Origin of the sequence: Streptomyces sp. NPDC006197, from assembly GCF_040613865.1 — a bacterium.
Classification (GTDB): domain Bacteria; phylum Actinomycetota; class Actinomycetes; order Streptomycetales; family Streptomycetaceae; genus Streptomyces.
The window spans coordinates 1-25220 of the sequence record NZ_JBEXSZ010000124.1 but is presented as its reverse complement, the minus strand read 5'-3'; the positions used below and the strand labels follow the sequence as shown (position 1 = coordinate 25220).

Annotated in this window: 19 protein-coding genes; 15 read left to right on the top strand and 4 right to left on the bottom strand. The window is 72.9% G+C overall.

What is annotated here, in order from left to right:
• Positions 1–170 precede the first annotated feature (170 nt).
• The 3 genes from ABZ318_RS30055 (at position 171) to ABZ318_RS30045 (ending at position 3221) form a co-directional block, all read left to right on the top strand.
• Complete coding sequence (locus tag ABZ318_RS30055) at positions 171–806, top strand: hypothetical protein (RefSeq protein ID WP_356905592.1); 636 nt, start codon at positions 171–173, stop codon at positions 804–806.
• 67 nt (positions 807–873) lie between these two features.
• Positions 874–2403: a tRNA (N6-isopentenyl adenosine(37)-C2)-methylthiotransferase MiaB gene (gene miaB / locus ABZ318_RS30050; RefSeq protein WP_356905591.1), complete on the top strand. Its 1530-nt coding sequence runs from the start codon at positions 874–876 to the stop codon at positions 2401–2403.
• Positions 2404–2495: 92 nt separating this feature from the next.
• Positions 2496–3221 (top strand): class III extradiol dioxygenase subunit B-like domain-containing protein, encoded by a 726-nt coding sequence (locus ABZ318_RS30045; RefSeq protein ID WP_356905590.1) that lies wholly within the window; start codon positions 2496–2498, stop codon positions 3219–3221.
• 102 nt (positions 3222–3323) lie between these two features.
• Here the strand turns inward: ABZ318_RS30045 and ABZ318_RS30040 are convergent, their stop codons facing one another.
• Positions 3324–3587 (bottom strand): antitoxin, encoded by a 264-nt coding sequence (locus tag ABZ318_RS30040; protein WP_356905589.1) that lies wholly within the window; start codon positions 3585–3587, stop codon positions 3324–3326.
• Between the two features lie 256 nt (positions 3588–3843).
• Between ABZ318_RS30040 and miaA the strand changes: the two genes are divergently transcribed.
• From miaA to hflX, 6 genes are all read left to right on the top strand, one after another.
• Positions 3844–4782, top strand: a complete 939-nt coding sequence (miaA, locus tag ABZ318_RS30035; RefSeq protein ID WP_356905588.1) for a tRNA (adenosine(37)-N6)-dimethylallyltransferase MiaA — start codon at positions 3844–3846, stop codon at positions 4780–4782.
• Positions 4783–4890: 108 nt separating this feature from the next.
• Positions 4891–5403, top strand: coding sequence for a hypothetical protein (locus ABZ318_RS30030; RefSeq protein ID WP_356905595.1), 513 nt, complete (start codon positions 4891–4893; stop codon positions 5401–5403).
• Positions 5404–5733: 330 nt separating this feature from the next.
• The gene (dapF, locus tag ABZ318_RS30025) at positions 5734–6612 is read left to right on the top strand and encodes a diaminopimelate epimerase (protein ID WP_356905587.1); all 879 of its coding nucleotides are present in this window, start codon (positions 5734–5736) and stop codon (positions 6610–6612) included.
• 175 nt (positions 6613–6787) lie between these two features.
• A complete protein-coding gene (locus tag ABZ318_RS30020; RefSeq protein ID WP_356905586.1) occupies positions 6788–8926 on the top strand; it encodes an HD domain-containing protein in 2139 nt (712 codons plus the stop codon).
• A gap of 176 nt (positions 8927–9102) precedes the next feature.
• Positions 9103–10593: a M1 family metallopeptidase gene (locus ABZ318_RS30015; RefSeq protein ID WP_356905585.1), complete on the top strand. Its 1491-nt coding sequence runs from the start codon at positions 9103–9105 to the stop codon at positions 10591–10593.
• Between the two features lie 146 nt (positions 10594–10739).
• The gene (gene hflX / locus ABZ318_RS30010; RefSeq protein ID WP_093873711.1) at positions 10740–12233 is read left to right on the top strand and encodes a GTPase HflX; all 1494 of its coding nucleotides are present in this window, start codon (positions 10740–10742) and stop codon (positions 12231–12233) included.
• A 64-nt stretch (positions 12234–12297) separates the two neighbouring features.
• Here the strand turns inward: hflX and ABZ318_RS30005 are convergent, their stop codons facing one another.
• A complete protein-coding gene (locus ABZ318_RS30005; protein WP_356905584.1) occupies positions 12298–13470 on the bottom strand; it encodes a hypothetical protein in 1173 nt (390 codons plus the stop codon).
• Positions 13471–13588: 118 nt separating this feature from the next.
• Entirely contained in the window at positions 13589–14761 is a 1173-nt protein-coding gene (locus ABZ318_RS30000; protein ID WP_356905583.1) for a hypothetical protein, read from the bottom strand.
• A 321-nt stretch (positions 14762–15082) separates the two neighbouring features.
• On the opposite strand from ABZ318_RS30000, the gene ABZ318_RS29995 reads away from it, so the two are divergent.
• The 5 genes from ABZ318_RS29995 to ABZ318_RS29975 all read left to right on the top strand — a co-directional run bounded on the left by ABZ318_RS29995 (position 15083) and on the right by ABZ318_RS29975 (position 23384).
• Entirely contained in the window at positions 15083–16540 is a 1458-nt protein-coding gene (locus ABZ318_RS29995) for a diaminobutyrate--2-oxoglutarate transaminase family protein (protein ID WP_356905582.1), read from the top strand.
• Between the two features lie 284 nt (positions 16541–16824).
• Positions 16825–18756: an IucA/IucC family protein gene (locus ABZ318_RS29990; RefSeq protein ID WP_356905581.1), complete on the top strand. Its 1932-nt coding sequence runs from the start codon at positions 16825–16827 to the stop codon at positions 18754–18756.
• Between the two features lie 59 nt (positions 18757–18815).
• Positions 18816–19472, top strand: coding sequence for a GNAT family N-acetyltransferase (locus ABZ318_RS29985; protein WP_356905580.1), 657 nt, complete (start codon positions 18816–18818; stop codon positions 19470–19472).
• Between the two features lie 137 nt (positions 19473–19609).
• Positions 19610–21376 carry an IucA/IucC family siderophore biosynthesis protein gene (locus tag ABZ318_RS29980; RefSeq protein WP_356905594.1) on the top strand — a complete coding sequence of 589 codons (1767 nt, stop codon included), beginning with the start codon at positions 19610–19612 and terminating at the stop codon, positions 21374–21376.
• 37 nt (positions 21377–21413) lie between these two features.
• Positions 21414–23384, top strand: a complete 1971-nt coding sequence (locus ABZ318_RS29975; protein WP_356905578.1) for an ATP-dependent DNA helicase — start codon at positions 21414–21416, stop codon at positions 23382–23384.
• A gap of 74 nt (positions 23385–23458) precedes the next feature.
• Here the strand turns inward: ABZ318_RS29975 and lexA are convergent, their stop codons facing one another.
• On the bottom strand, positions 23459–24247 hold the full coding sequence (lexA, locus tag ABZ318_RS29970; protein ID WP_030687295.1) for a transcriptional repressor LexA: 789 nt from the start codon (positions 24245–24247) through the stop codon (positions 23459–23461).
• A gap of 438 nt (positions 24248–24685) precedes the next feature.
• On the opposite strand from lexA, the gene nrdR reads away from it, so the two are divergent.
• Positions 24686–25195, top strand: coding sequence for a transcriptional regulator NrdR (nrdR, locus tag ABZ318_RS29965; RefSeq protein WP_030325324.1), 510 nt, complete (start codon positions 24686–24688; stop codon positions 25193–25195).
• The last annotated feature ends 25 nt before the right edge of the window (positions 25196–25220 follow it).

Here is a 25220-nt window from a genome sequence, read left to right as displayed (position 1 = left end):
AACTGAACCAGAATCAGTCGTGCTGCCAATTACACCATAGGCCACTGGTGGTTTAGACCAGTTGGTACCCCCGACCGGATTCGAACCGGCTCGGGAAAGGGAGAGGGCGGCACGGCTCCCGGACACCGGCCGTCGTATGGTTCGGCTCCATCCGTGGGAGGAACGATCCGATGCTCCGCTACTGGCTCGCGGCCGTACGCCGCCTGGCCGCGTCCGCGCTGGTCACGGGCGCGCTGTGCGCGGCCGCCATGACGGCCGTCCTGGTCCTGGGCGACGGCGCGCCGTGGCGGGGGGCCGCTCCCCGGTCCCTCGCCGTGGGAGCGGCGGTCGCCCTCGCCTTCGCCGCCGTGTTGTCCACGGCCAACGTGGTGGGTGCCGCTCGAACGGCCCGCCGGTACGGGCTCGCGCTCGGCCCCGAGGCCGTGGCCCTGCCGTGCGTCCGGGAGGTGCGGGTGTCCGGCATCACGGACAGGACCGCGTTCCAGCTGACCGACGGAGTGCGGCACGCGGTGGAGAGGGATCCCGTGCTGCGGCTGGACGAGGTCACCGCGTTCGGGCACGGAAAGCTGGACCTGGCGGTGCGCGGGCCGTCGGACACGAAGGTCGCCGTGCGGATCCGTGTCACGACCGGCCCGGAGGGGACGACCGCCGTCGTGGAGGCGCGTCCCGCCGCCACGTACAAGCGCCTGGACGCGGCTGCCTGCTGGAGCGTCGCCCGGCTCCTGGAGCGCCGTGTGGAAGAGGCCCTGCGGGCCGAGGCCGGGGGTGGGGCCGAGGCCGGGGACGGCGGACGGGTCCGGCCGTGAGGAGCCCGAGCCGTCGTGGAGCCGCTCCCGGGCCTGACACCTCCTGGGAGCACCTACCCTTGGATCCATGACGAGCAGCAGCGACCGGAGCACCGCAGTGAGCGTTGACGGCACCAAGACCTACGAGATCCGCACCTACGGGTGCCAGATGAACGTCCACGACTCCGAGCGGCTCTCCGGTCTGCTGGAAGAGGCGGGTTACGTCCGGGCCCCCAAGGGCGCGGACGGCGACGCCGACGTCGTCGTCTTCAACACCTGCGCGGTCCGCGAGAACGCTGACAACAAGCTGTACGGCAACCTCGGCCGGCTCGCCCCGATGAAGACCGCGCGCCCCGGCATGCAGATCGCCGTCGGCGGCTGTCTCGCCCAGAAGGACCGCGACACCATCGTCAAGAAGGCCCCCTGGGTCGACGTGGTCTTCGGCACGCACAACATCGGCAAGCTGCCGGTCCTGCTGGAGCGCGCCCGCGTCCAGCAGGAGGCGCAGATCGAGATCGCCGAGTCGCTGGAGGCCTTCCCCTCCACGCTGCCGACCCGCCGCGAGTCCGCGTACGCGGCCTGGGTCTCCATCTCCGTCGGCTGCAACAACACCTGCACCTTCTGCATCGTCCCGGCCCTGCGCGGCAAGGAGGAGGACCGCCGGCCCGGCGACATCCTCGCCGAGATCGAGGCGCTGGTCGCCGAGGGCGTCTCCGAGATCACCCTGCTCGGCCAGAACGTCAACGCGTACGGCTCCGACCTGGGCGACCGCGAGGCCTTCAGCAAGCTGCTGCGCGCCTGCGGGCAGATCGAGGGCCTGGAGCGCGTCCGCTTCACCTCCCCCCACCCCCGCGACTTCACGGACGACGTCATCGCGGCCATGGCCGAGACGCCGAACGTCATGCCGCAGCTGCACATGCCGCTCCAGTCCGGCTCGGACTCGATCCTGAAGGCGATGCGCCGCTCCTACCGGCAGGAGCGTTTCCTCGGCATTCTCGAGAAGGTCCGCGCGGCCATTCCGCACGCGGCGATCTCCACCGACATCATCGTGGGCTTCCCCGGCGAGACCGAGGAGGACTTCGAGCAGACCATGCACACCGTCCGCGAGGCCCGCTTCGCGAACGCCTTCACCTTCCAGTACTCCAAGCGCCCCGGCACCCCCGCGGCCACCATGGAGGGCCAGATCCCGAAGGAGGTCGTGCAGGCGCGCTACGAGCGCCTCGTCGCCCTCCAGGAGGAGATCTCCTGGGAGGAGAACAAGAAGCAGGTCGGCCGCACCCTCGAAGTCATGGTCGCGGAGGGCGAGGGCCGCAAGGACGGCGAGACCCACCGCCTCTCCGGCCGCGCCCCCGACAACCGGCTCGTCCACTTCACCAAGCCGGAGGAGGACGTCCGCCCGGGTGACGTGGTGACCGTCGAGGTCACGTACGCCGCCCCGCACCACCTGCTCGCCGAGGGCCCCACCACGGCGGTCCGCCGCACGCGCGCGGGCGATGCCTGGGAGAAGCGCACGACGGCCGCGGCGGCGAAGCCGGCGGGCGTCCTCCTCGGCCTCCCGAAGATCGGCGTCCCGGCCCCCCTCCCCACGGCGGACACCCCGGCCTGCGGCAGCCACTGACACCCTGCCCACGACGGAGGGCACGGACGGGCGCGTGGAAGCACCGTCCGTGACCTCGAAGGGCGGCACCCCGGAGCAGTAGGCTGCGGATCATGCTTGTCGCCGCAGCCGTCTGCCCCAGCCCCCCGCTCCTCGTCCCCGACGTCGCGACCGGCGCCGCCCCCGAGCTGGACGCCGCGCGTGCGGCGTGCGCGGATGCGGTCGGGCTGCTCGCCGCCGCCCGCCCCGACCGGCTGTACGTCGTCGGGGCCGCCGACGAGGGCGCGCACGGCGGCTACCCGGCCGGCGCGACGGGCTCCTTCGCCGGTTTCGGCGTCGACCTCTCCGTACGGCTCGGCGCGGAGCCGCCCCGGGGCGAAGCCGAGAGCGACGACCGCCCCCTGCCCCTCTCCCTCGCCGTCGGTGCCTGGCTCCTGGCCCGCGCCGACTGGGCCGACGCGCCGGTCGAGGGTCTGGGCGTGGCCGTCTCGACGGCGGCGGACGTCTGCGCCGGGACCGGCAGGGAGCTCGCCGCCTCCGCCGAGCGCGTCGCCCTCCTCGTCCTGGGCGACGGCAGTGCCTGCCGGACGGTGAAGGCCCCCGGTTACCTGGACGAGCGGGCCGCCGGTTTCGACGCGGAGGCGGCCCGGGCGCTGGGGACGGCCGACGTGGCGGCGCTGCTCGCGCTGGACGCCGGGCTCGCGTCCGAGCTGAGGGCGGCCGGCCGTGCCCCCTGGCAGGTGCTGGCGGGCGCCGCCGAGGGCGCCGGGCTCGACGGCCGACTGCTCTTCGAGGACGCCCCGTACGGCGTGGGGTACTTCGTCGCGGCCTGGTCCTGAGCGAGAACGGGACCGGGACCGGGAACGAGAACGGCGGACGACGCGGAGCATCATGCTCCGCGGCCGTCCGCCGTGCGGAGGGACCGCCGGACGACGCGGCCGTCAGACGGTCGGCGGCGGCGTCGTCGTCGCGCCACCGCTCCCGGGCGTGCCGTCGTCCTTGTGACCGATCCGGTCGATGGCGCCCTTCGCCTTGTCCGTACCGGTGTGGATCTTGTCGCTGTACTTGCCCTTGGTCTTCTCGTCGACCAGCTTCGCGGCCTTCTCCAGGCCGTGGTCGATCTTCTCGCCGTGCTGCTGCGCGAGGTCGGCGACCTTGTCCTTGGCCGGGGCGAGCTTGGCCTTCAGCGAATCCATGAGACCCATGGAGCACCTTCCCTCCGCGGACCTGTGGGGTCCGTGTTCCGTGTAGTGCGTTCCGCGCCCTGCTTCTTTCGGCGAAAGATTGCAAAAACGCCCATATCCACTCCATAGAGTACTCGGATGGAAGGGGCGCCGCGGTGATCGGCGGCCGGGATCCGAGGCGGCCCACGGCCGGAGCCCCGCCCCGGGCGACGAAGCCGGACGGGCCCGTTCCGCGGCTCGTTCGGGGGCCGGGCGGGAGGTTTGCGAGACTGGGACGGTGAGAAGCGCAGCTCCCGCCCCGCGGGTCATCGCCGTCGTCGGCCCCACAGCGGCCGGAAAGTCCGATCTGGGTGTATTCCTGGCCCAGCAGCTCGGCGGCGAGGTGGTCAACGCCGACTCGATGCAGCTCTACCGGGGGATGGACATCGGCACCGCCAAGCTGACGCCGGAGGAGCGCGGCGGCATCCCGCACCACCTCCTCGACATCTGGGACGTGACCGAGGCCGCCAGCGTCGCCGAGTACCAGCGCCTCGCGCGCGCCGAGATCGACCGGCTGCTCGCCGCCGGCCGCACCCCGGTCCTCGTCGGCGGTTCCGGGCTGTACGTACGGGGGGCCGTCGACGCCCTCGAGTTCCCCGGCACCGACCCCGCCGTCCGGGCCCGCCTGGAGGCCGAGCTCGAGGAGCGCGGCTCCGGCGCCCTGCACGTCCGGCTCGCCGCGGCGGACCCCGAGGCGGCCCGCGCGATCCTGCCCAGCAACGGACGCCGCATCGTCCGGGCCCTGGAGGTGATCGAGATCACCGGCAAGCCCTTCACCGCCAACCTGCCGGGCCCCGACTCCGTCTACGACACCGTCCAGATCGGCGTCGACGTGGCCCGCCCCGAGCTCGACGAGCGGATCACTACGCGCGTGGACCGCATGTGGGAGGCCGGTCTCGTCGACGAGGTGCGGGCCCTGGAGGCGCGGGGGCTGCGCGAGGGGCGCACGGCGGCCCGCGCCCTGGGCTACCAGCAGGTCCTCGCCGCGCTCGCGGGGGAGTGCACCGAGGACGAGGCGCGCGCGGAGACCGTGCGGGCCACGAAGCGCTTCGCGCGCCGCCAGGACTCGTGGTTCCGCCGCGACCCGCGGGTGCACTGGCTCAGCGGAGCCGCCGATCACCGCGGGGAACTCCCCCGAGAGGCGCTGTCGTTGGTCGAACGAGCGGTTACAGCCTGATCACGTGATGGCATCGGGACGCACTGCCCGTCATTTCGGCGGTCATGAGCGTGCCATCATCGAGCATCGATCGACCAAGTGGAGTCCGAGTGGGGAGGGCGCGTGGCGATGGAGGCCGGCCCTCGCGACAGAGAACAGCACGAGGCGGCCCTGGGTGACCCGACGGCGGATCCGTCGGGCGACACGCCGGGCCATCCGACGGACGACGCCCCCGTCGGGACCCCGGGGCTGACCCCGGACGGACCCGACGACGCCATGGGCACCGCCGTCGAGGTCGACGCCGACGAGGTCGAGGTCGAGCTGCGTCCCCAGCGCCGGCTGCGGATCTGGCAGCTCGCCCCCATCGTGGGCCTGGCCGCCGTCGGCTCGCTGATGTTCGCCTTCCCGCTCGCCTTCGGTTCGGGTGACGGCGGCGCCGTCGTCGCCATGCTCGGACTGCTGATCAGCTCCTGCGCGGCGGGCTGGGGCATGATGGCCGCCCGCAAGGTCGGCTACACCTGGCCGGGACTTCCGCAGCGCGGCTCGGGCGAGCGCCCGGACTGGCGCGTCCTCGCTCTGTACCTGTCGACGATCGCGGCCCTGGTCGCCCTCGCGGTCTGGCGCGTCGCCCGCCTGCGCTGAGCCCCCGGCGCGCGGGCCCACGCCCGCACGGAACGCGGCCTCAACCCCGCAGGGACCCGGCCCGCCCGGCCCGGCCCCGCACGGAACGCGCCCTCGCCCCGCAGAAGCCCGCTCCGGTCCGGCCCCGCACGGACGCGCCCTCGCCCCGCAGAAGCCCGGCCCGCCCCGGTCCGGCCCGGCGCGGAACGTGGCCCCCTCTCGTCCGCGCCCCGGCCCGGTCCCGTGCGGAAGCGGGACCGGGGCGTGGGGGAGCCGAGCGCGCCCCTTCCCGTGGGGCCGGTCCGTGGACGGGGCGGTCGGGCGGCGGGCCCGACCCGTACAGTTGATCGCGTGACCAGCACGCAGACCTCGCCGATCCCCTTCCTCAAGGGCCACGGCACCGAGAACGACTTCGTGATCGTCCCCGACGCGGAGAACGCCGTCGACCTGCCCCCCGCTGTCGTGGCGCGTCTCTGCGACCGCCGGGCCGGCATCGGAGGTGACGGACTGCTGCACGTCGTGCGCAGCGCCGCCCACCCCGACGCCCGCCACCTGGCCGACGAGGCCGAGTGGTTCATGGACTACCGCAACGCCGACGGCTCCGTCGCCGAGATGTGCGGGAACGGCGTCCGGGTCTTCGCCCGCTACCTGGAGCACGCGGGACACGTCACCGCGGGCGAGGTCGCGGTCGCCACCCGGGGCGGCGTCAAGCACGTCCACCTGGACAAGGACGGCTCCGTCACCGTCGCCATGGGCCGCGCCGTGCTCCCCGAGGCCGGGGTCACCGTCACCGTCGACGGCCGCAGCTGGCCCGCGCGCAACGTGAACATGGGCAATCCGCACGCGGTCGCCTTCGTCGAGGACCTCGCCCACGCGGGGACCCTGCACGACGAGCCGCCGTACGAGCCCGCCGCGGTCTACCCGGACGGGGTGAACATCGAGTTCGTCGCCGACCGCGGCCCCCGCCACGTCGCCATGCGGGTCCACGAGCGCGGCGCGTCCGAGACCCGCTCCTGCGGCACCGGCGCCTGCGCCGTCGCCGTCGCCACCGCCCGCCGGGACGGCGTCGACCCCGCCGAGAGCGGCACCCCCGTCACGTACACCGTCGACGTGCTCGGCGGGACCCTCGTCATCACCGAGCACCCCGACGGCCGGATCGACATGACGGGGCCCGCGGTCATCGTCGCCGAAGGCATCATCGATCCGACGTGGCTGGGCTCGGCGACGTGATCGCGCGCGACGGAATCGAAACTGTCAACGACTGATTTATCGCTCGAATGGGTGATCCCTTTCACGCTGGGCGAGAGCGTGACTGCGCCGCGTGGTGGGGTCGGTAGCATCAAGCACCGGCCCCCCGGGCACGCCTGGCCCGCCCACCGCCGGTCGATGTTGCCGGAGGTGCCCCATGAGCGCAGAGGCCACCAACCCCGAGGCCGCCCCCACCGACGTGACCGTCCGCAGACGCGGACGGGCCCGGATCGACCTGCGCCGCCTCGGCCGCACCGCCCTGCTGAACGCCACCGCGGGACCGGCGCCCCGCGACCGGCTGCCCGACGCCATCAGCCATGTGGCGGAGGCGCACCGGGCCCACCACCCCGAGGCCGATCTGACGGTGCTCGGCCGGGCGTACGTCCTCGCCGAGTCCTCCCACCGCGGCCAGTTCCGCAAGAGCGGCGAGCCCTACATCACCCACCCGCTCGCGGTCACCCTCATCCTCGCCGAACTCGGCGCGGAGACCACCACCCTGACCGCCTCCCTCCTCCACGACACCGTCGAGGACACCGAGGTGACGCTCGATCAGGTGCGCCGCGAGTTCGGCGACGAGGTCGCCTACCTCGTCGACGGCGTCACCAAGGTCGAGAAGATCGACTACGGCGCCGCCGCCGAGCCCGAGACCTTCCGCAAGATGCTCGTCGCCACCGGCAGCGACGTCCGGGTCATGTCGATCAAGCTCGCCGACCGCCTCCACAACATGCGCACCCTCGGCGTGATGCGCCCCGAGAAACAGGCCAGGATCGCCAAGGTCACCCGGGACGTCCTCATCCCGCTCGCCGAGCGGCTCGGCGTCCAGGCCCTCAAGACCGAGCTGGAGGACCTCGTCTTCGCGATCCTCCACCCCGAGGAGTACGAGACCACCCGCGCGCTCGTCGCGGACAACCCCGGCGCCGCCGACGAGCTCGGCGCCGTCGCCGAACAGGTCACCGCCGTCCTGCGCGAGGCGGGCATCGGCGCCGAGGTCCTCGTCCGCCCCCGGCACTTCGTCTCCGTCCACCGCGTCCGCCTCAAGCGCGGCGAGCTGCGCGGCTGCGACTTCGGGCGGCTCCTCGTCCTCGTCGCCGAGGACGCCGACTGCTACGGGGTCCTCGGCGAGCTCCACACCTGTTTCACCCCGGTGATCTCCGAGTTCAAGGACTTCATCGCCGCCCCCAAGTTCAACCTGTACCAGTCGCTGCACACCGCGATCGCGGCCCCCGACGGCGCCGTCGCCGAGGTCCTCATCCGGACCCACCGCATGCACAAGGTCGCCGAGGCCGGAGTCGTCGCCCTCGGCAACCCCCACGTGGGCCAGGAACCGGACGGCCCTCTCCAGGGACCGGAAGACGGCGAGCGCGTCGACCCCACCCGCCCCGGCTGGCTCTCCCGCCTCCTCGACTGGCAGCAGTCCGCCCCCGACCCCGACACCTTCTGGACCTCGCTCCGTGCCGACCTCGCCGAGGACGACGAGATCACCGTCTTCCACGCCGACGGCAGCGCCCCCGGCACGATCAGCCTGCCCGCCGGCGCCAGCTGCGTCGACGCCGCGTACGCACAGCACGGCGAGGCCGCCCACGCCTGCCTCGGCGCCCGCGTCAACGGCCGCCTCGCGCCGCTGAGCACCGTCCTCGGCGACGGCGACACCGTCCAGCTGCTGCTCGCCCAGGACGCCGTCTCCGGGCCGTCCCCCGAGTGGCTGGACCATGCCCGCACCCCCGCCGCCCGGATCGCGATCACCGGCTGGCTCCGGGCCCACCCCGAGAGCGCCGCGGCCCCCGCCCCCACCGACCCCCGCCCGCAGGTCAGCGTCCCCGCCGACCGCCGCTCCGGCGCCGAACTCCACGCCGAACTCGACGGCGAGCCGCCCTCGGCCGTCCGTCCGGCGGGTTGCTGCACCCCCGTACCGCCCGACGAGATCACCGGCTTCCGGGTGCGCGGCGGATCGGTCACCGTGCACCGCGCCCGCTGCTCGGCCGTCGACACCATGCGCGGCCTCGGCCGCGAGCCCGTCACCGTCCGCTGGGGCGACACCGCCCAGGGCAGGGTCACCCTCGTCGCCGAGTCCTTCGGACGGCCCGGGCTGCTCGCCGATCTCACCGAGGCCATCGCCGCCTTCGGCGCCGCCGTCGTCTCGGCGAACGTCGAGCCGCCCACCGAGCAGCGCGTCCGCCACACGTACACCCTCCAGCTCCCCGACGCGGCCGGCCTCGCCGCCCTCATGAAAGCCATGCGGGACGTCCCCGGCGTGTACGACGTCAGCCGCGCCCGCCACTCGCGGGGCCTGGGCTGACGTCGTTCCTCGGGGTGGCCGGCGCTCGCGGCCCCGGCCGGCGACGCTCCTTCGGGTGACCGCCACTCGCGGCCCCGGCCGACGACCCCCTTCGGGTGGCCGGCGCGCGCGCCGCCCCGGTGTGCGGCGGCGGTCCTGGTAGCCGTAGGGCCATTCCTCCGGAAAGGCCCTGGCCCATGCCGCTCGTCCGAACGTCCCTGCCCCGCGCGCGGTGGCTCCGCTCCGCCGTCCTGGTCGCCGCCTCGGCCGGACTCGTCGCCGCCGCGCTGCCCGCCCCCGCGCCGCTCGGCATCGGGGACCCGCTCTTCCCGCAGCTCGGCAACCCCGGCTACGACGTCCTCGCCTACACGCTCGACGTCACCTACCCGGGGGTGAACACGAAGCCCCTCGCCGCCGTCACCCGGATCGACGCGCGCGCCACCGAGGACCTGGAACGGCTCAACCTCGACTTCACCCACGGCACGGTCTCCGCCGTCACCGTCGACGGCCTGCCCGCCGAGTACGCCACCAGCGGCGAGGACCTGGTCGTCACCCCCGTCGCCCCGATCGACGCGGGCGAGGAGGTCGAGATCACCGTCACCCACACCAGCGACCCCACCGGCCCCGCCGCCACCGGCGGCTGGGTCCGCACCAGCGACGGCCTCGCCATGGCCAACCAGGCCGACGCCGCCCACCGGGTCTTCCCCTCCAACGACCACCCCTCGGACAAGGCCCGGTTCACCTTCCGGGTCACCGCCCCCAGCGAGCTCACCGTCGTCGCCAACGGACTCCCCGCGGGCCGCGTCGACCACGGAGCCACCACCACCTGGACGTACCGCACCCGGCACCCCATGGCCACGGAACTCGCCCAGATCTCCATCGGCCGCTCCACCGTCGTCCACCGCGAGGGCCCCCACGGGCTGCCCGTACGGGACGTGGTGGCCACCGCCGACCGGCAGCGCATGGAGCCCTGGCTGCGCCGCACCCCCGGTCACCTGGAGTGGATGGAGCGGCAGGTCGGCCCGTACCCCTTCGAGACGTACGGCGTGCTCGTCGCCGACGCCGACACCGGCTTCGAGCTGGAGACCCAGACCCTCTCGCTCTTCGAGCGCGGCATCTTCACCCAGCCCGGCTACCCCGAGTGGTACGTCGACGCCGTCATGGTCCACGAGCTCGCCCACCAGTGGTTCGGCGACAGCGTCTCGCCCCGCACCTGGTCCGACCTGTGGCTCAACGAGGGACACGCCAGCTGGTACGAGGCGCTGTACGCCGAGGAGACCGCCGGCAAGTCCCTGGAGCAGCGCATGAAGGCCGCCTACGCCGCCTCCGATGGCTGGCGCGCCGCCGGCGGCCCGCCGGCCGCCCCGGAGCCCCCCTCGCCCGGCCACAAGATCAGCCTCTTCCGGCCCGTCGTCTACGACGGCAGCGCCCTCGTCCTCTACGCGCTCCGCCAGACGATCGGCACCGAGGCCTTCCGGACCCTGGAGCGCCGCTGGGTCGCCGAGCACCGGGACGGCACCGCCACCACCGCCGACTTCATCGCGCTGGCCGGCGAGGTCGCGGGCCGGGACCTCACCGCCTTCTTCCACGGCTGGCTGTACGAGGCGAAGACCCCGGCGATGCCCGGGCACCCGGACTGGCGCAGCCGCCCCGCCGAGCCCGCGAGGACCGCGCCGAAACCCGGGTGACGGGCCCGGCGGGGCCGTGACACCATCTTCAGGTCGGCGACGCGGCCGGATCCTCCGGCCGACGCGGCCGGGCCCGGGAATCTTCCGGCGCCCGCAGGCGTTGTGACCGGCACAGACACACATCTCCTCATCGACGTAAGGACCCAATGACCTCCTCTTCTTCCCCTTCCCAGGACGAGCAGAGCTTCGCGGAGACGAGCCGTACCGAGAGCCTTCGGGCCGATGCCCTGATGGAAGAGGACGTCGCCTGGAGCCACGAGATCGACGGAGAGCGGGACGGCGACCAGTTCGACCGCTCCGAGCGCGCGGCACTGCGCCGCGTCGCGGGCCTCTCCACCGAGCTCGAGGACGTCACCGAGGTCGAGTACCGCCAGCTGCGCCTCGAGCGCGTCGTGCTGGTCGGTGTCTGGACCTCCGGGACGGTGCAGGACGCGGAGAACTCCCTCGCGGAGCTCGCGGCCCTCGCCGAGACGGCCGGCGCCCTCGTGCTCGACGGCGTGATCCAGCGCCGCGACAAGCCGGACCCGGCCACCTTCATCGGCTCGGGCAAGGCGCGTGAGCTGCGTGACATCGTGCTCGAGACCGGCGCCGACACCGTCGTCTGCGACGGCGAGCTCAGCCCCGGCCAGCTCATCGCCCTCGAAGACGTCGTCAAGGTGAAGGTGGTCGACCGGACCGCCCTCATCCTCGACATCTTCGCCCAGCACGCCAAGTCCCGAGAGGGCAAGGCGCAGGTCGCGCTCGCGCAGATGCAGTACATGCTGCCGCGACTGCGCGGCTGGGGCCAGTCGCTCTCCCGTCAGATGGGTGGCGGCGGCGGTGGTGGCATGGCCACCCGCGGTCCCGGTGAGACCAAGATCGAGACCGACCGGCGCCGCATCCGCGAGAAGATGGCGAAGATGCGCCGGGAGATCGCGGAGATGAAGACCGGCCGCGACATCAAGCGGCAGGAGCGCCGTCGGAACAAGGTGCCGTCGGTCGCCATCGCCGGATACACCAACGCCGGCAAGTCGTCCCTGCTCAACCGCCTGACCGGCGCGGGCGTCCTCGTGGAGAACGCCCTGTTCGCCACCCTCGACCCGACCGTCCGCCGGGCCGAGACGCCCACCGGCCGGGTCTACACCCTGGCCGACACCGTCGGCTTCGTCCGGCACCTGCCGCACCACCTGGTCGAGGCGTTCCGCTCCACCATGGAGGAGGTCGGCGAGTCCGACCTCATCCTGCACGTGGTGGACGGCTCGCACCCCGCCCCGGAGGAGCAGCTGGCCGCCGTGCGCGAGGTCTTCCGCGACGTCGGCGCGGTGAACGTGCCGGAGATCGTCGTCGTCAACAAGGCCGACGCGGCGGATCCGCTGGTCCTCCAGCGCCTGCTGCGGATGGAGAAGCACTCCATCGTGGTCTCGGCCCGTTCGGGCCAGGGCATCGACGAGCTGCTCGCGCTCATCGACCGGGAGCTGCCGCGCCCGGAGGTCGAGCTGGAGGTCCTCGTGCCGTACACCCAGGGCGGGCTCGTCTCGCGGGTGCACGCCGAGGGCGAGGTGGAGTCCGAGGAGCACACCCCGGAGGGCACCCTGCTCAAGGCCCGGGTGCACGAGGAGCTGGCGGCGCTGCTCGCGCCGTACGTCCCCGCCGCGCACTGAGCGTGAAAGGGCCCTGCCCCCTCCCGTCACGGGAGGGGGCAGGGCCCTTTGTCGTCTGACGGGGTCAGCGGGCGAACTTCTTGCTGACCATCTCGTGGACGGCCTTGGCGCCGCGGCCCAGCTGCGGTCCGGCGAGCCAGCCGTTGCTGCCGGCCGGGCCGATCGAGGTGTTCGACACGAGCGCCGTCTTGCCGTTGGGCAACACCCGGAACCAGCCGCCGCCCGAGGAGCCGGCGGTCATCGTGCAGCCGATCCGGTACATCGTCGGCGTGGCCGGGGCCGTGGTGAGGCGCGTCGGCCGGTCGAGGCACTTGTGCATGATCATGCCGTTGTACGGCGGCGCCCCCGGGTAGCCCCAGGCGCCCATCGTGCCGGACTGCGCGGCCGTCGGCGCGGAGAAGTCGACCGGCAGGGCGGCGCCGACGGTCTCCTCCAGGGACTTCCCGCCGCGCTCGGGCTGCACGTGCAGTACGGCGTAGTCGTACGGCCAGGCCTGGTTGGTGCCGCCCGCGTTGATCCACTCACCCGAGGTCACGGCCCAGTCGGCCCAGAACTGGCCGTACGGGTACACCTCGTGCGGCTGCGCGTTCTGCAGCGCGGCGGGGGACTTGCCCAGGTCGTTGAAGGCCGGGACGAAGGCGATGTTGCGATACCAGCCGCCCTGCTTGCCCGCGTGGACGCAGTGGCCGGCCGTCCAGACCAGGTTCGACTTCCCGGGGCGGCGCGGGTCCTTCACGATGGTGCCGGAGCAGACCATGTGGCCCTCGGGCGCGTCGAAGAAGATCTTGCCGACCGGGGCCGCGTAGTTGTGGTACGGCGTCTTCTCGCGCTGCGCCCTGACCGGCCGGGGCGTCGGGTCGGTGCCGCCGGCACCGGCCTGCGCGGTGATCGTCTGGTCCGGGCTCTTCGCCGACTGCATGCGCGGCGGGTCCCAGAGCCCCTCGATCACCGGGTTGACGAAGTCCTCGGCCTCACGGAGCCAGGTGTCCTTGTCCCAGTTCTTCCACTCGCCCTGCTTCCACTTGTCCAGGTCGACGCCGTGCTTCTTGAGCTTGTCGGCGAGGTCCTTGGTGAGGTCGGCGCCGGCGTCGCCGCCGTCGGCGGCGGGTGCGGAGCTGCTCGCCCCGGCGGTCGGCTTGCCGTCGGCCGGGGTCTCGGTGGGGCCGCAGGCCGTGGCGGTCAGCGTGAGCGCGGTGACCAGGCCGAGGGCGGCGGGTAGGAGTCGTACGGAACGCATGAATGTATTCCCCGTTGGTATTGCCATGGACGTGTCATGAGCGGTGCACAGTATGCCGGTCGGGCCGGACAAGGGAGGAGGCGGGACCCCCGGGGCCCCGCCTCCGTACCCGCCGTGCCTACTGGCCTGCGTACTTCTTGCTGACCTCGTCGAAGATGGCCTTGGCCTCGGGACCGAAGCGCGGACCCGCGAGCCAACCGGCCGTCGACGGGCCGATCGAGGTGTTCGACACCAGCGCCGGCTTGCCGTCGCCGCCCTTGGCGACCCAACCGCCGCCGGACGAGCCACCGGTCATCGTGCAGCCGATCCGGTACATCGTCGGCTGCTCCGCCTTCAGGGACAGCCGACCCGGCTTGTCCTGGCACTGGAACATCTTCTGACCGTCGAACGGCGGCGCCGCCGGGTAACCGGTCGCCGTCATGCCCGCGATCTTCGGCACGGCGGGGGCGTTGAACTCCACCGGGAGCGCCGAACCGACCGTCTCCTCCAGCGACTTGCCCGAGGAGCCCTTCTCCGGCGTCACCTTGATGACCGCGAAGTCGTAGGGAGCACCGGCACCGCCGGTGGACGCGCCCTCGGCGATCCACTGGTCGGAGGTCTTGACCCAGTCCGCCCACCACACGCCGTACGGGGCGATCTGCTCCCGTGTCGCCTTCTCCAGCGCCGAGGTCTCCATCGCCGAGTCGTTGTACGAGGGGACGAAGGCGATGTTGCGGTACCAGCCGCCCTGCTTGCCCTTGTGCACGCAGTGACCGGCCGTCCAGACCAGGTTGGACTTGCCCGGGTGCGCCGGGTCCTTCACCACTGTGGCCGAGCAGACCATCGAGCCCTCGGGGCCGTCGAAGAAGACCTTGCCGGACTCGGGGGCGTTGTCGTGGTACTTCGCCGCCACGGCCTTCGCCCGCACCGGGGCCGGAGTCGGGTCGGTGACACCCTTGTCACCCGAGATGTCCTCCTCCTCGACCGGCTTGTCGGGCCGCTCGGCCTCGCGCATCCGGTCCGGGTCCCAGAGGTCCTCGATGATCGGGTTGACGAAGTCCTTGGCCTCACGCAGCCACTTGTCGCGGTCCCAGTTCTTCCACTCGCCGTTCCGCCACTTGTCGAGGTCGATCCCGTGTTCCTTCAGGCGGTCCTTCAGGTCCTCCGGAATCTTGATCTTGTCCGGGTCCAGGCTCGCGGGCGCGACGGGCTTGTCTCCCGCGTTCTCCTCGCTCGGACCGCAGGCCGTGACGGTGAGCGTCAGCGCCGCGACGGCGGAAGCCGCCATCAGCAGCGGACGAATCGATCGCATCTGGTGATCCCCCTGGGACTACGTCAACGTGTGCATGGGCGAACAGCGGCCGGGTCCTCGCGGACACGACCGACGGCCCCCCACTATGCCGGTGCCGGAGGGGACGGTACGCGCCCCACCGGCGGTTCCGGGCACCGTTCAGCCGTTGTCGTGCCGTGATCCGGGACACGCCAAGTTCCTTCCCTCCGGCCCGTGATCCCCGGCAGTTCCCGTCGTTGGTACGGACGGGGGACACAACGGTGGCGTTCAGGACGGCCTTTGCGGCGGCCCCGCGACGCCCCGATGTGCAACGCAACTGTTACAGCGGGAGGACATCGAGCCGTGGCCGTGACCGAATCAGTTCCGGCCGTCCCACCGGCCGCGCGCACGCAGAGCCGGCCGACGGACCGGCCGACGGACCAAGGGGGCGAGTACGAGGGCATCCTGCGCCGCCAGTCCCAGCGCGAGTCCGCCGCACGCACCTACGCCCGCTCCCTGCCGATCGTTCCCGTGCGGGCCCGGGGGCTGACCATCGAGGGCGCCGACGGCCGCCGTTACCTCGACTGCCTGTCCGGTGCCGGGACGCTCGCCCTCGGCCACAACCACCCCGTGGTCCTGGAAGCCATCAGGAAGGTCCTCGACTCGGGCGCACCCCTTCACGTCCTGGACCTCGCCACCCCCGTCAAGGACGCCTTCACCTCCGAACTGTTCGCCACCCTCCCCGGTGCGCTCGCCGACGACGCCCGCATCCAGTTCTGCGGCCCCGCGGGCACGGACGCGGTCGAGGCGGCCCTGAAACTCGTCCGGACCGCCACCGGCCGGAGCGGGCTCCTCGCCTTCACCGGCGCCTACCACGGCATGACGGCCGGAGCCCTCGACGCCTCCGGCGGAGCGCCCGACGTCCGCGTGACCCGGCTGCCCTACCCGCAGCAGTACCGCTGCCCCTTCGGCGCCGGCGGCGAGCGCGGCGCCGAACTCGCCGCCCGCTGGACCGAGAGCCTCCTCGACGACCCCAAGAGCGGCGTCACCACCCCCGCCGGAATGATCGTCGAAGCCGTCCAGGGCGAGGGCGGGGTCCTCCCCGCCCCCGACGACTGGATGCGCCGGATGCGCCGGATCACCGCCGACCGCTCCATCCCCCTGGTCGTCGACGAGGTCCAGACCGGCGTCGGCCGCACCGGTGCCTTCTGGGCCGTCGAGCACAGCGGCGTCGTGCCCGACGTGATGGTCCTCTCCAAGGCCATCGGCGGCTCCCTCCCGCTCGCGGTCATCGTCTACAGGCCGGAACTCGACGCCTGGGAACCGGGCGCCCACGCCGGCACCTTCCGCGGCAACCAACTCGCCATGGCCGCCGGCACGGCCACCCTCGCGTACGTCCGCGAGAACAAGCTCGCCGAACGGGCCGGCACCCTCGGCGCCCGGATCCTCGGCCGGCTCCAGGGCCTCGCCTCCGCCCACCCCTGCGTCGGCGACGTCCGCGGCCGGGGCCTGATGATCGGCGTCGAGCTCGTCGATCCCGACGCGGCCGGACCGGACGACTCCGTCCCGCCCCCCGCCCCCACGCTGGCCCTCGCCGTCCAGCAGGAGTGCCTCGCCCGCGGCCTCATCGTCGAACTCGGCGGCCGCCACTCCGCCGTGGTCCGGCTCCTGCCCCCGCTCACCCTCACCGACGAGCAGGCCACCGCCGTCCTGGACCGCTTCGCCGACGCCCTGGCCGCGGCCGAACGGGCCCACACCCCCCACCCGCCCGCCTCCCGTCGGGCCACGGCCCCCCGGAACGCCTCCGGCCCGTCCCACTGACCCGGACCGCCCCGGCCCCCACCCCCAAGGAAGCCCCCGTGAACGCCACCCCCACCTCCCAGGCCCCCACCACCGACCGCCCCCACCCCACGGCCCCCCACCCGGAACCGCCCCGCCACACGGAGCCCCTCCGGTCCGAGGCCCTCCGGTCCGAGCCCCGCCATGCGGAGGCCCTCCGAGCCGAGGCCCGCCACGCGGAGGCCCTCCGAGCCGAGGCCCGCCATGCGGAGGCCCCTAGCTCCGAGGCCCTCCGGTCCGAGCCCCGCCACGCGGGGACCTTCCGCGTGGAGACCCCCCGCTCGGAGGCCACCCGTCCCGCCGCCCCCCATGCGGCGCCCCTTGCCGCGGGGGCTCTCTACTCCGCGGTCCCCCACGTCGAGCGTCGGGGTGCCCAGGGGCAGGAGTCCGGGCCGGATCCGGTCGGCTCCGACGAGCCCACCGTCCCGCGCCAGCACACCGGCCCGTCCGAACCCCGGCCCCTTCGCCCGGCCGGTGCCCCCGACCCGCTGGACGACCCCGACCCGCAGCGCGCCGCCGACGCCGCCACCGTCGAGAACCTCCTCCGCTGCTGGGTCCGGGAGAAGAACCTGTCGGCCCCCGGATCCACCATCCTGCGCATCCCCCTCGACGCCAGCGGCACCGCCCTCCTCGTCCCCGTCCGCTACTGGTCGCCCACCGGCTGGCACCGCTTCGGCGCCCCCACCCTCGAAGGACTCCCGGCCTCGGCGCCGGCCGCCGACGCCGTCACGGTGGCCGCCCTGCTCAGCCGGGAGACGGGCCGCCCCGAGGGCACCGATCTCGTCGGCCGCGTCGCCGATTCCGCCCGCCGCACCGCCGACTTCCTCACCGAGCGCCGCCGCAGGCCCGAACCGCACCCGGACGCCGACCTCTTCCTCGCCGCCGAACAGTCCCTGCTGCTCGGCCACCCGCTCCACCCCACCCCCAAGAGCCGCGAAGGACTCTCCGAGGCCGAGGGCCGGCTCTACTCACCAGAAATGCACGGCTCCTTCCCCCTCCACTGGTTCGCCGTCGACCGCACCGTCCTCGCCGCCGACTCCGCCTGGACCGAACAGGGCCGACCCGTCACCGCCGAGCAGCTCGCCGCCGGACTCGCCGAAGGACTCGCACTCCCCACCGGCACCACCCCCCTGCCCCTGCACCCCTGGCAGGCCCGTGAACTCCTGCACCGCCCCGACGTCCGCGCCCTCCTGGACGCGGGCCTCCTCCACGACCTGGGCCCCCACGGCACCCCCTGGCACCCCACCTCCTCCGTCCGCACCGTGCACCGCCCCGGCGCCCGGGCCATGCTCAAGCTCTCCCTCGGCCTGCGCATCACCAACTCCCGCCGCGAGAACCTCCGCAAGGAACTCCGCCGCGGCGTCGAGGTCCACCGGCTGCTCCGCACCGGCCTCGTCGACGAGTGGCAGGCCGCCCACCCGGGCTTCGACATCGTCCGCGACCCCGCCTGGCTCGCCGTCGACGCCCCGGACGGCACCCCCGTCCCCGGCCTCGACGTCATGATCCGCCACAACCCCTTCGGCCCCGGCGACGACGCCGTCTGCATCGCCTCCCTCACGGCCCCCCGCCCCTGGCCCGGAGCCACCGCCATGCGCTCCCGGCTCGCCGACGTCATCGGACGGCTCTCCGCCCGCACCGGCCGCCCCACGACCGCCGTCGCCGCCGAGTGGTTCCTCCGCTACCTCGACCAGGTCGTCCGCCCCGTCCTCTGGCTCGACGGCCACGCCGGCATCGCCCTGGAGGCCCACCAGCAGAACACCCTGGTGCTCCTGGACCCGGAGGGCTGGCCGATCGGCGGCCGCTACCGCGACAACCAGGGCTACTACTTCCGCGAGTCCCACCGGGGCGAGCTGGAGGGCCGCCTCCCCGGCATCGGCGCCGACAGCGACACCTTCGTCTCCGACCAGGTCACCGACGAGCGCTTCGCCTACTACCTCGGCATCAACAACGTCCTCGGTCTCATCGGCGCGTTCGGCGCCCAGCACCTCGCCGACGAACGCGTCCTGCTCGCCGCCTTCCGCAGCTTCCTCACCTCCGCCACCAGCCTCGGTTCCCCCCTTCCGCACCGGCTTCTGGAAGCCGCGACCCTGCGCAGCAAGGCCAACCTCCTCACCCGCCTGCACGGCCTGGACGAGCTCGTCGGGCCCGTCGACACCCAGTCCGTCTACGTCACCGTCACCAACCCCCTCCGCACCTGAACCCGCGCCAGCGCTGTTCCGCACCCGCCCCACCGCACCGCCGAGAGGAGAGCGACACCGTGTCACCCACCCGCCCACCGGTCGACCCGCCGGGGGACGACACCCTGGACCTCAGGGTCGACGACCTCGTCGCCCTCCTCGACGGTGATCTGCTCGACTCCGTCGCCGCCTGGGGGCCCGCCGACACCCCCGTCGGCTCCTTCCGGCTTGTACCCGTACGACTCGAACGGGATCTGCCACTACTCACCCGATGGATGAACGACCCCGCCGTCGCCGCCTTCTGGGAGCTCGCCGGACCCGACACCGTCACCGCCGAACACGTCCGCGCCCAACTCGAGGGCGACGGCCGGAGCGTCCCCTGCCTCGGCGTCCTCGACGGCACGCCCATGAGCTACTTCGAGATCTACCGTGCTGACCTCGACCCGCTCGCCCGCCACTACCCGGCGCTTCTCCACGACACGGGTGTCCATCTGCTGATCGGAGGCGGCACCGACCGGGGCCGTGGCGTCGGTACCACGCTGCTGCGCGCCGTCGCCGATCTGGTCCTCGACCACCGTCCCCGCTGCACCCGTGTCGTAGCCGAACCCGACATCCGTAACACCCCCTCCGTCTCCGCGTTCCTCAGCGGCGGCTTCCGCTACGCGGCGGAAGTCGACCTTCCCGACAAAAGAGCCGCGCTCATGATCCGTGACCGGGCCCTTCGTCACGTTCTGTGAACCGTCCTTTCTCACATGCACCGCTCGGCCCACAGCGGTGCCCATCCAGAGGAGTCCTCGTGTCGACATCCCCTGCACCTCACGACTCCGCACCACCCACCCCGGCCGTCCCGGCTCCCACGAAGAGCCCCGTCCCGGTGCCCGAACTGCTCGCGCCCCCCGAGCTGAACGCCGCCGCCTGGACGCGGGCGTCCTCCCGCCTCCTCGCCAAGGCCCTCTCCGAGTTCGCCTACGAGGAGATCGTCGAACCCACGCCCACCGACGACGGTGAGCCCGACCGCCACGCACTACGGCTCGACGACGGCACCACGCTCACCTTCCGTGCCCGCCGAGGCGCCTACGGCAGCTGGCACGTCGCCGCCGACTCGATCACCCACGAGGGCCGGCCCTTCACCGACCCCTTCGACTTCCTGGTCCGCGCCCGTCACCTCCTCCGACTCGACGGCGCCACCCTCGGCCATCTGATCCGCGAGCTCTCCGCCACCCTCGCCGCCGACGCCCGCCTCGACCACACCGCCCTCACCGCCGACCTGCTCGCCGAGCTGTCCTACGCCGAACTCGAAGGCCATCAGACCGGTCACCCCTGGCTCGTCCTCAACAAGGGACGCATCGGCTTCTCCGCCACCGACGCCGCCCACTGGGCCCCCGAGGCGCGCCGCGCGACCCGGCTGCCGTGGATCGCCGTCAGCAACCGCATCGCCGCCTACCGCGGCGTGGCAGGCCTGGAGACCCCCGACCGCCTCTACGCCCGGGAGCTCGACCCCGACGTCCACGAATCCTTCCGGGCCGCCCTGACCGCCCGCGGTCATGAACCCGACGGCTACCTCCTGCTGCCCGTCCACCCCTGGCAGTGGGACGAGGTCCTGCTCCCGCTCTACGCTCCGGCCATCGCCGCCGGGACCGTCGTCCCGCTCCCCGCCGACGGCGACCTTCGGCTGCCGCAGCAGTCCGTACGCACCTTCCTCAACACCAGCCGCCCCGACCGGCACACCGTCAAGCTGCCCCTGTCGGTGCTCAACACCCTCGTCTGGCGCGGACTGCCCACCGAGCGGACCCTCGCCGCGCCCGCCGTGACCGCCTGGGTCCACGGCCTGCGCGAAACCGATCCGTTCCTGCGGGACGAGTGCGGAGTGATCCTCCTCGGCGAGGTCGCCTCCGTCACGGTCGAGCACCCCCTGTACGACCGGCTCCCCGAAGTCCCGTACCAGTACAAGGAACTGCTCGGCGCGATCTGGCGCGAACCGCTGAGGCTGCCCCCGGGCGAGCGGGCCCGCACCCTCGCCTCACTCCTCCACACCGACCCGGAAGGCCGGGCGTTCGTCGCCGAGCTCGTCGAGCGCTCCGGGCTCGCCCCCGCAGTCTGGCTCCAGCACCTCTTCACCGCTCTGCTCCCCCCGCTGCTTCATTTCCTCTACCGGTACGGCACGGTCTTCTCGCCCCACGGCGAGAACGCCATCGTCGTGTACGACGTCGACGACGTCCCGGTCCGACTGGCGATCAAGGACTTCGTCGACGATGTGAACATCAGTGCCCAGCCCCTTCCCGAACACGCCACCCTCCCGGATGACGTCCGCGACGTCCTGTTGACGGAGGAGCCCGGATTCCTGACCCAGTTCATCCATTCGGGGCTCTTCGTCGGCGTCTTCCGCTACCTGGCGCCCCTCTGCGAGGAACAACTCGGCGTGCCCGAGGAGGACTTCTGGGGCCTCGTCCGAGCTGAGATCCTGCGGTACCAGGCGCGCTTCCCGGAGCTGAAGGAACGGTTCGAGCTCTTCGACCTCCTGACCCCGCGGATCGAGCGGCTCTGCCTCAACCGCAACCGTCTGCACCTGGACGGCTACCGGGACCGGCCCGACCGCCCGCACGCGGCCGTCCACGGGACCGTCCCCAACCCACTCGCGTGATCCGGCTGTCAGTCCCGCCCCGTAGGGTGGGAGGGCTATGACGAAGCCATCCCTCCCCGACCTCCTCCACGCCGCCGTCTCCGCCGTCGGCGGCACGGAGCGGCCCGGCCAGGTCACCATGGCCGAGGCCGTGGCCGAGGCCATCGACGACAACTCCCACCTCCTCGTCCAGGCCGGCACCGGCACGGGCAAGTCGCTCGGCTACCTCGTGCCGGCGCTGGCCCAGGGCGAGCGGGTGGTGGTGGCCACGGCCACCCTGGCGCTCCAGCGCCAGCTCGTCGAGCGCGATCTTCCCCGGACGGTCGAGGCGCTGCACCCGCAGCTTCGCCGTCGGCCGCAGTTCGCCATGCTCAAGGGCCGGTCGAACTACCTCTGCCTGCACCGGCTCCACGAGGGCGTCCCGCAGGACGAGGAGGAAGGCCTCTTCGACCCCTTCGAGGCGGCCGCGCCCAGCAGCAAGCTGGGCCAGGACCTGCTGCGGCTGCGGGACTGGTCGGACGAGACGGAGACCGGCGACCGGGACGACCTGACGCCCGGCGTCTCCGACAAGGCCTGGGCCCAGGTCTCGGTCTCCTCCCGGGAGTGCCTCGGCGCGAGCAAGTGCGCGTACGGGCAGGAGTGCTTCGCCGAGGCGGCCCGCGAGCGCGCCAAGCTCGCGGACGTCGTCGTCACCAACCACGCCCTGCTCGCCATCGACGCCATCGAGGGCGCCCCGGTGCTCCCGCAGCACGAAGTGCTGATCGTCGACGAGGCCCATGAGCTGGTGTCCAGGGTCACGGGTGTCGCCACCGGCGAGCTCACCCCGGGCCAGGTCAACCGTGCCGTGCGTCGGGCCGCGAAGCTCGTGGACGAGAAGGCGGCCGACCAGCTGCAGACCGCCGCGGAGGGCTTCGAGCGGGTCATGGAGCTGGCGCTGCCGGGTCGCCTGGAGGAGATCCCGGAGGACCTGGCGTACGCGTTGATGGCGCTGCGGGACGCGGCCCGCACCGTGATCACGGCCCTGGGCAACACCCGGGACCGGGCCGTGCAGGACGAGGACGCGGTCCGCAAGCAGGCCATGGCCTCGGTGGAGACCGTGCACGGCGTGGCGGAGCGGATCACCCAGGGTTCCGAGTACGACGTCGTCTGGTACGAGCGTCACGACCGGTTCGGGGCCTCGCTGCGGGTCGCGCCGCTGACGGTCTCCGGTCTGCTGCGGGAGAAGCTGTTCACGGAGCGGTCCGTGGTGCTCGCCTCGGCCACGCTCAAGCTCGGCGGCGACTTCAACGGGGTCGGGGCGTCGCTCGGCCTGGCCCCCGAGGGCACCGAGGGCGACGACCTGCCCGTCTGGAAGGGCATCGACGTCGGCTCCCCGTTCGACTATCCGAAGCAGGGCATCCTCTACGTCGCCAAGCACCTCTCGCCCCCCGCGCGCGACGGGCAGCGGGGCGACATGCTCGACGAGCTCACCGAGCTGATGCAGGCGGCCGGCGGGCGGACCCTCGGTCTCTTCTCCTCCATGCGCGCCGCGCAGCAGGCGGCGGAGGAGCTGCGGACCCGGGTCCCGGAGCTGCCGATCCTGCTCCAGGGCGAGGACACGCTGGGCGAGCTGATCAAGAACTTCGCGGCCGATCCGAAGACCTGCCTCTTCGGCACGCTCTCGCTCTGGCAGGGCGTGGACGTCCCGGGGCCCAGCTGTCAGCTGGTCGTCATGGACAAGATCCCGTTCCCGCGCCCGGACGACCCGCTGATGAGCGCCCGGCAGAAGGCCGTCGAGGAAGCCGGCGGGAACGGCTTCATGGCGGTCGCGGCGACCCACGCGGCCCTGCTGATGGCCCAGGGCGCCGGCCGGCTGGTGCGGGCCACCGGCGACCGGGGCGTCGTGGCGGTTCTCGATCCACGGCTGGCCACCGCTCGCTACGGCAGCTATCTGAAGGCCTCGCTGCCCGATTTCTGGTACACGACGGACCGTAACCAGGTCCGGAAGTCGCTCGCGGCCATCGATGCCGCCTCGAAGGCGGCGGGCTAGGGAGTCAGGACACGGCAGGGCCCCGGGACCGGCGCAGTGGGTCCCGGGGCCCGGTCAGAGCCGACGGGGGAGTGTCACACCCGCCGCAGCACCGCCACGACCTTGCCGAGGATGGTGGCCTCGTCGCCGGGGATGGGCTGGTACGCCGCGTTGTGCGGGAGCAGCCAGACGTGGCCGTCCTCGCGCTTGAAGCGCTTGACGGTGGCCTCGCCGTCGAGCATCGCGGCGACGATGTCGCCGTTCTCCGCGACGGGCTGACGGCGGACGGTGACCCAGTCGCCGTCGCAGATGGCGGCCTCGATCATCGAGTCGCCGACGACCTTCAGGACGAACAGCTCGCCGTCGCCGACCAGTTGGCGGGGGAGGGGGAAGACGTCCTCGACGGACTCCTCGGCCAGGATGGGGCCGCCGGCCGCGATGCGGCCGACCAGCGGGACGTACGACGCGGCCGGCTTGCCGGTGGTGTCCGTCGGCTGGGTGCTCGGCTGGTCGGAGCCGCGGACCTCGTAGGCACGGGGCCGGTGGGGGTCGCGGCGGAGGAAGCCCTTGCGCTCCAGCGCCATGAGCTGGTGCGCCACCGATGAGGTGCTGGAGAGGCCGACCGCCTGCCCGATCTCCCGCATCGACGGCGGGTAGCCGCGCCGCTGGACCGAGTCACGGATGACTTCGATGACCCTGCGCTGCCGGTCGGTGAGTCCGGAGCTGTCGGCGCGGATGCCTGGAGGTCGCCCGGGGAGGGCGCGGGCGGGTCGCCCTGGCTCCTCGCCGTTCATGCTCACGTCATTCATGGCGTGTACCGGCTCGAGTCGGCCCTGGGAGCGGTCCTGGGCGGTGATGGTGGCGCTGTCTGCGGTGGTGGTCACGTCGTCGGCCCCTCTCGAATGGTCTCCCTGCCTGGCACAACGGTAGTGGCTTTCGAAAGGTTGCGCCAAACACACGTTCGAGTGAAAATTCGCAGATTGCCTTACGGGTGTATGTACGGAGGTGTATAGGTGCGCCGACGTCGCCAGCCCGAATCGGTCGTTGCGGTAGCCTTCGCCGCTGGGTCGTGAGCGAGCGGTGAGCCGTCCCAGTGTCGCATCCGGAGGCGTGGATCCCCGGGAGCGCCCGCGTCACGACACGCGGAGGGGGCGGAAGCGCCCCTAACCCAAGATCTAGTGGTTGGATGGCATCGACCGCCCAGGGGTAGTGGTCCCCGGTCCGCCGGGGGTGTCCGCATCACCTATGCTGGTGGTCGCTTCGCGGGGCCTTCACGGGCCGGGCGAGGCTCGTCAGTCGTGCCATGAGGAGGGTCGTAACCTATGCACTGCCCCTTCTGCAGGCACCCCGACAGCCGCGTCGTCGACAGTCGCACCACCGACGACGGGACGTCGATCCGGCGTCGTCGCCAGTGCCCCGACTGCTCCCGTCGTTTCACGACGGTGGAGACGTGCTCGCTCATGGTGGTGAAGCGTTCCGGCGTCACCGAGCCCTTCAGTCGTACCAAGGTCATCTCCGGTGTGCGCAAGGCGTGCCAGGGGCGACCGGTCACCGAGGACGCCCTCGCCAAGCTCGGCCAGCGGGTCGAGGAGGCGGTGCGCGCCACCGGGAGCGCCGAGCTGACCACCCACGACGTGGGCCTGGCCATCCTCGGCCCCTTGCAGGAGCTCGACCTCGTCGCCTACCTGCGCTTCGCGTCCGTGTACAAGGCTTTCGACAGCCTCGAAGACTTCGAGGCCGCCATCGCGGAACTCCGCGTGCGGCCTCCCGCTGAGAATCGCGGGACCGGTGCGACCCCAGAGGTCCCCGTTCCCGCCACCGCCGCCGACTGACCGGCGGTCCGGGCCGCTCGGCGGC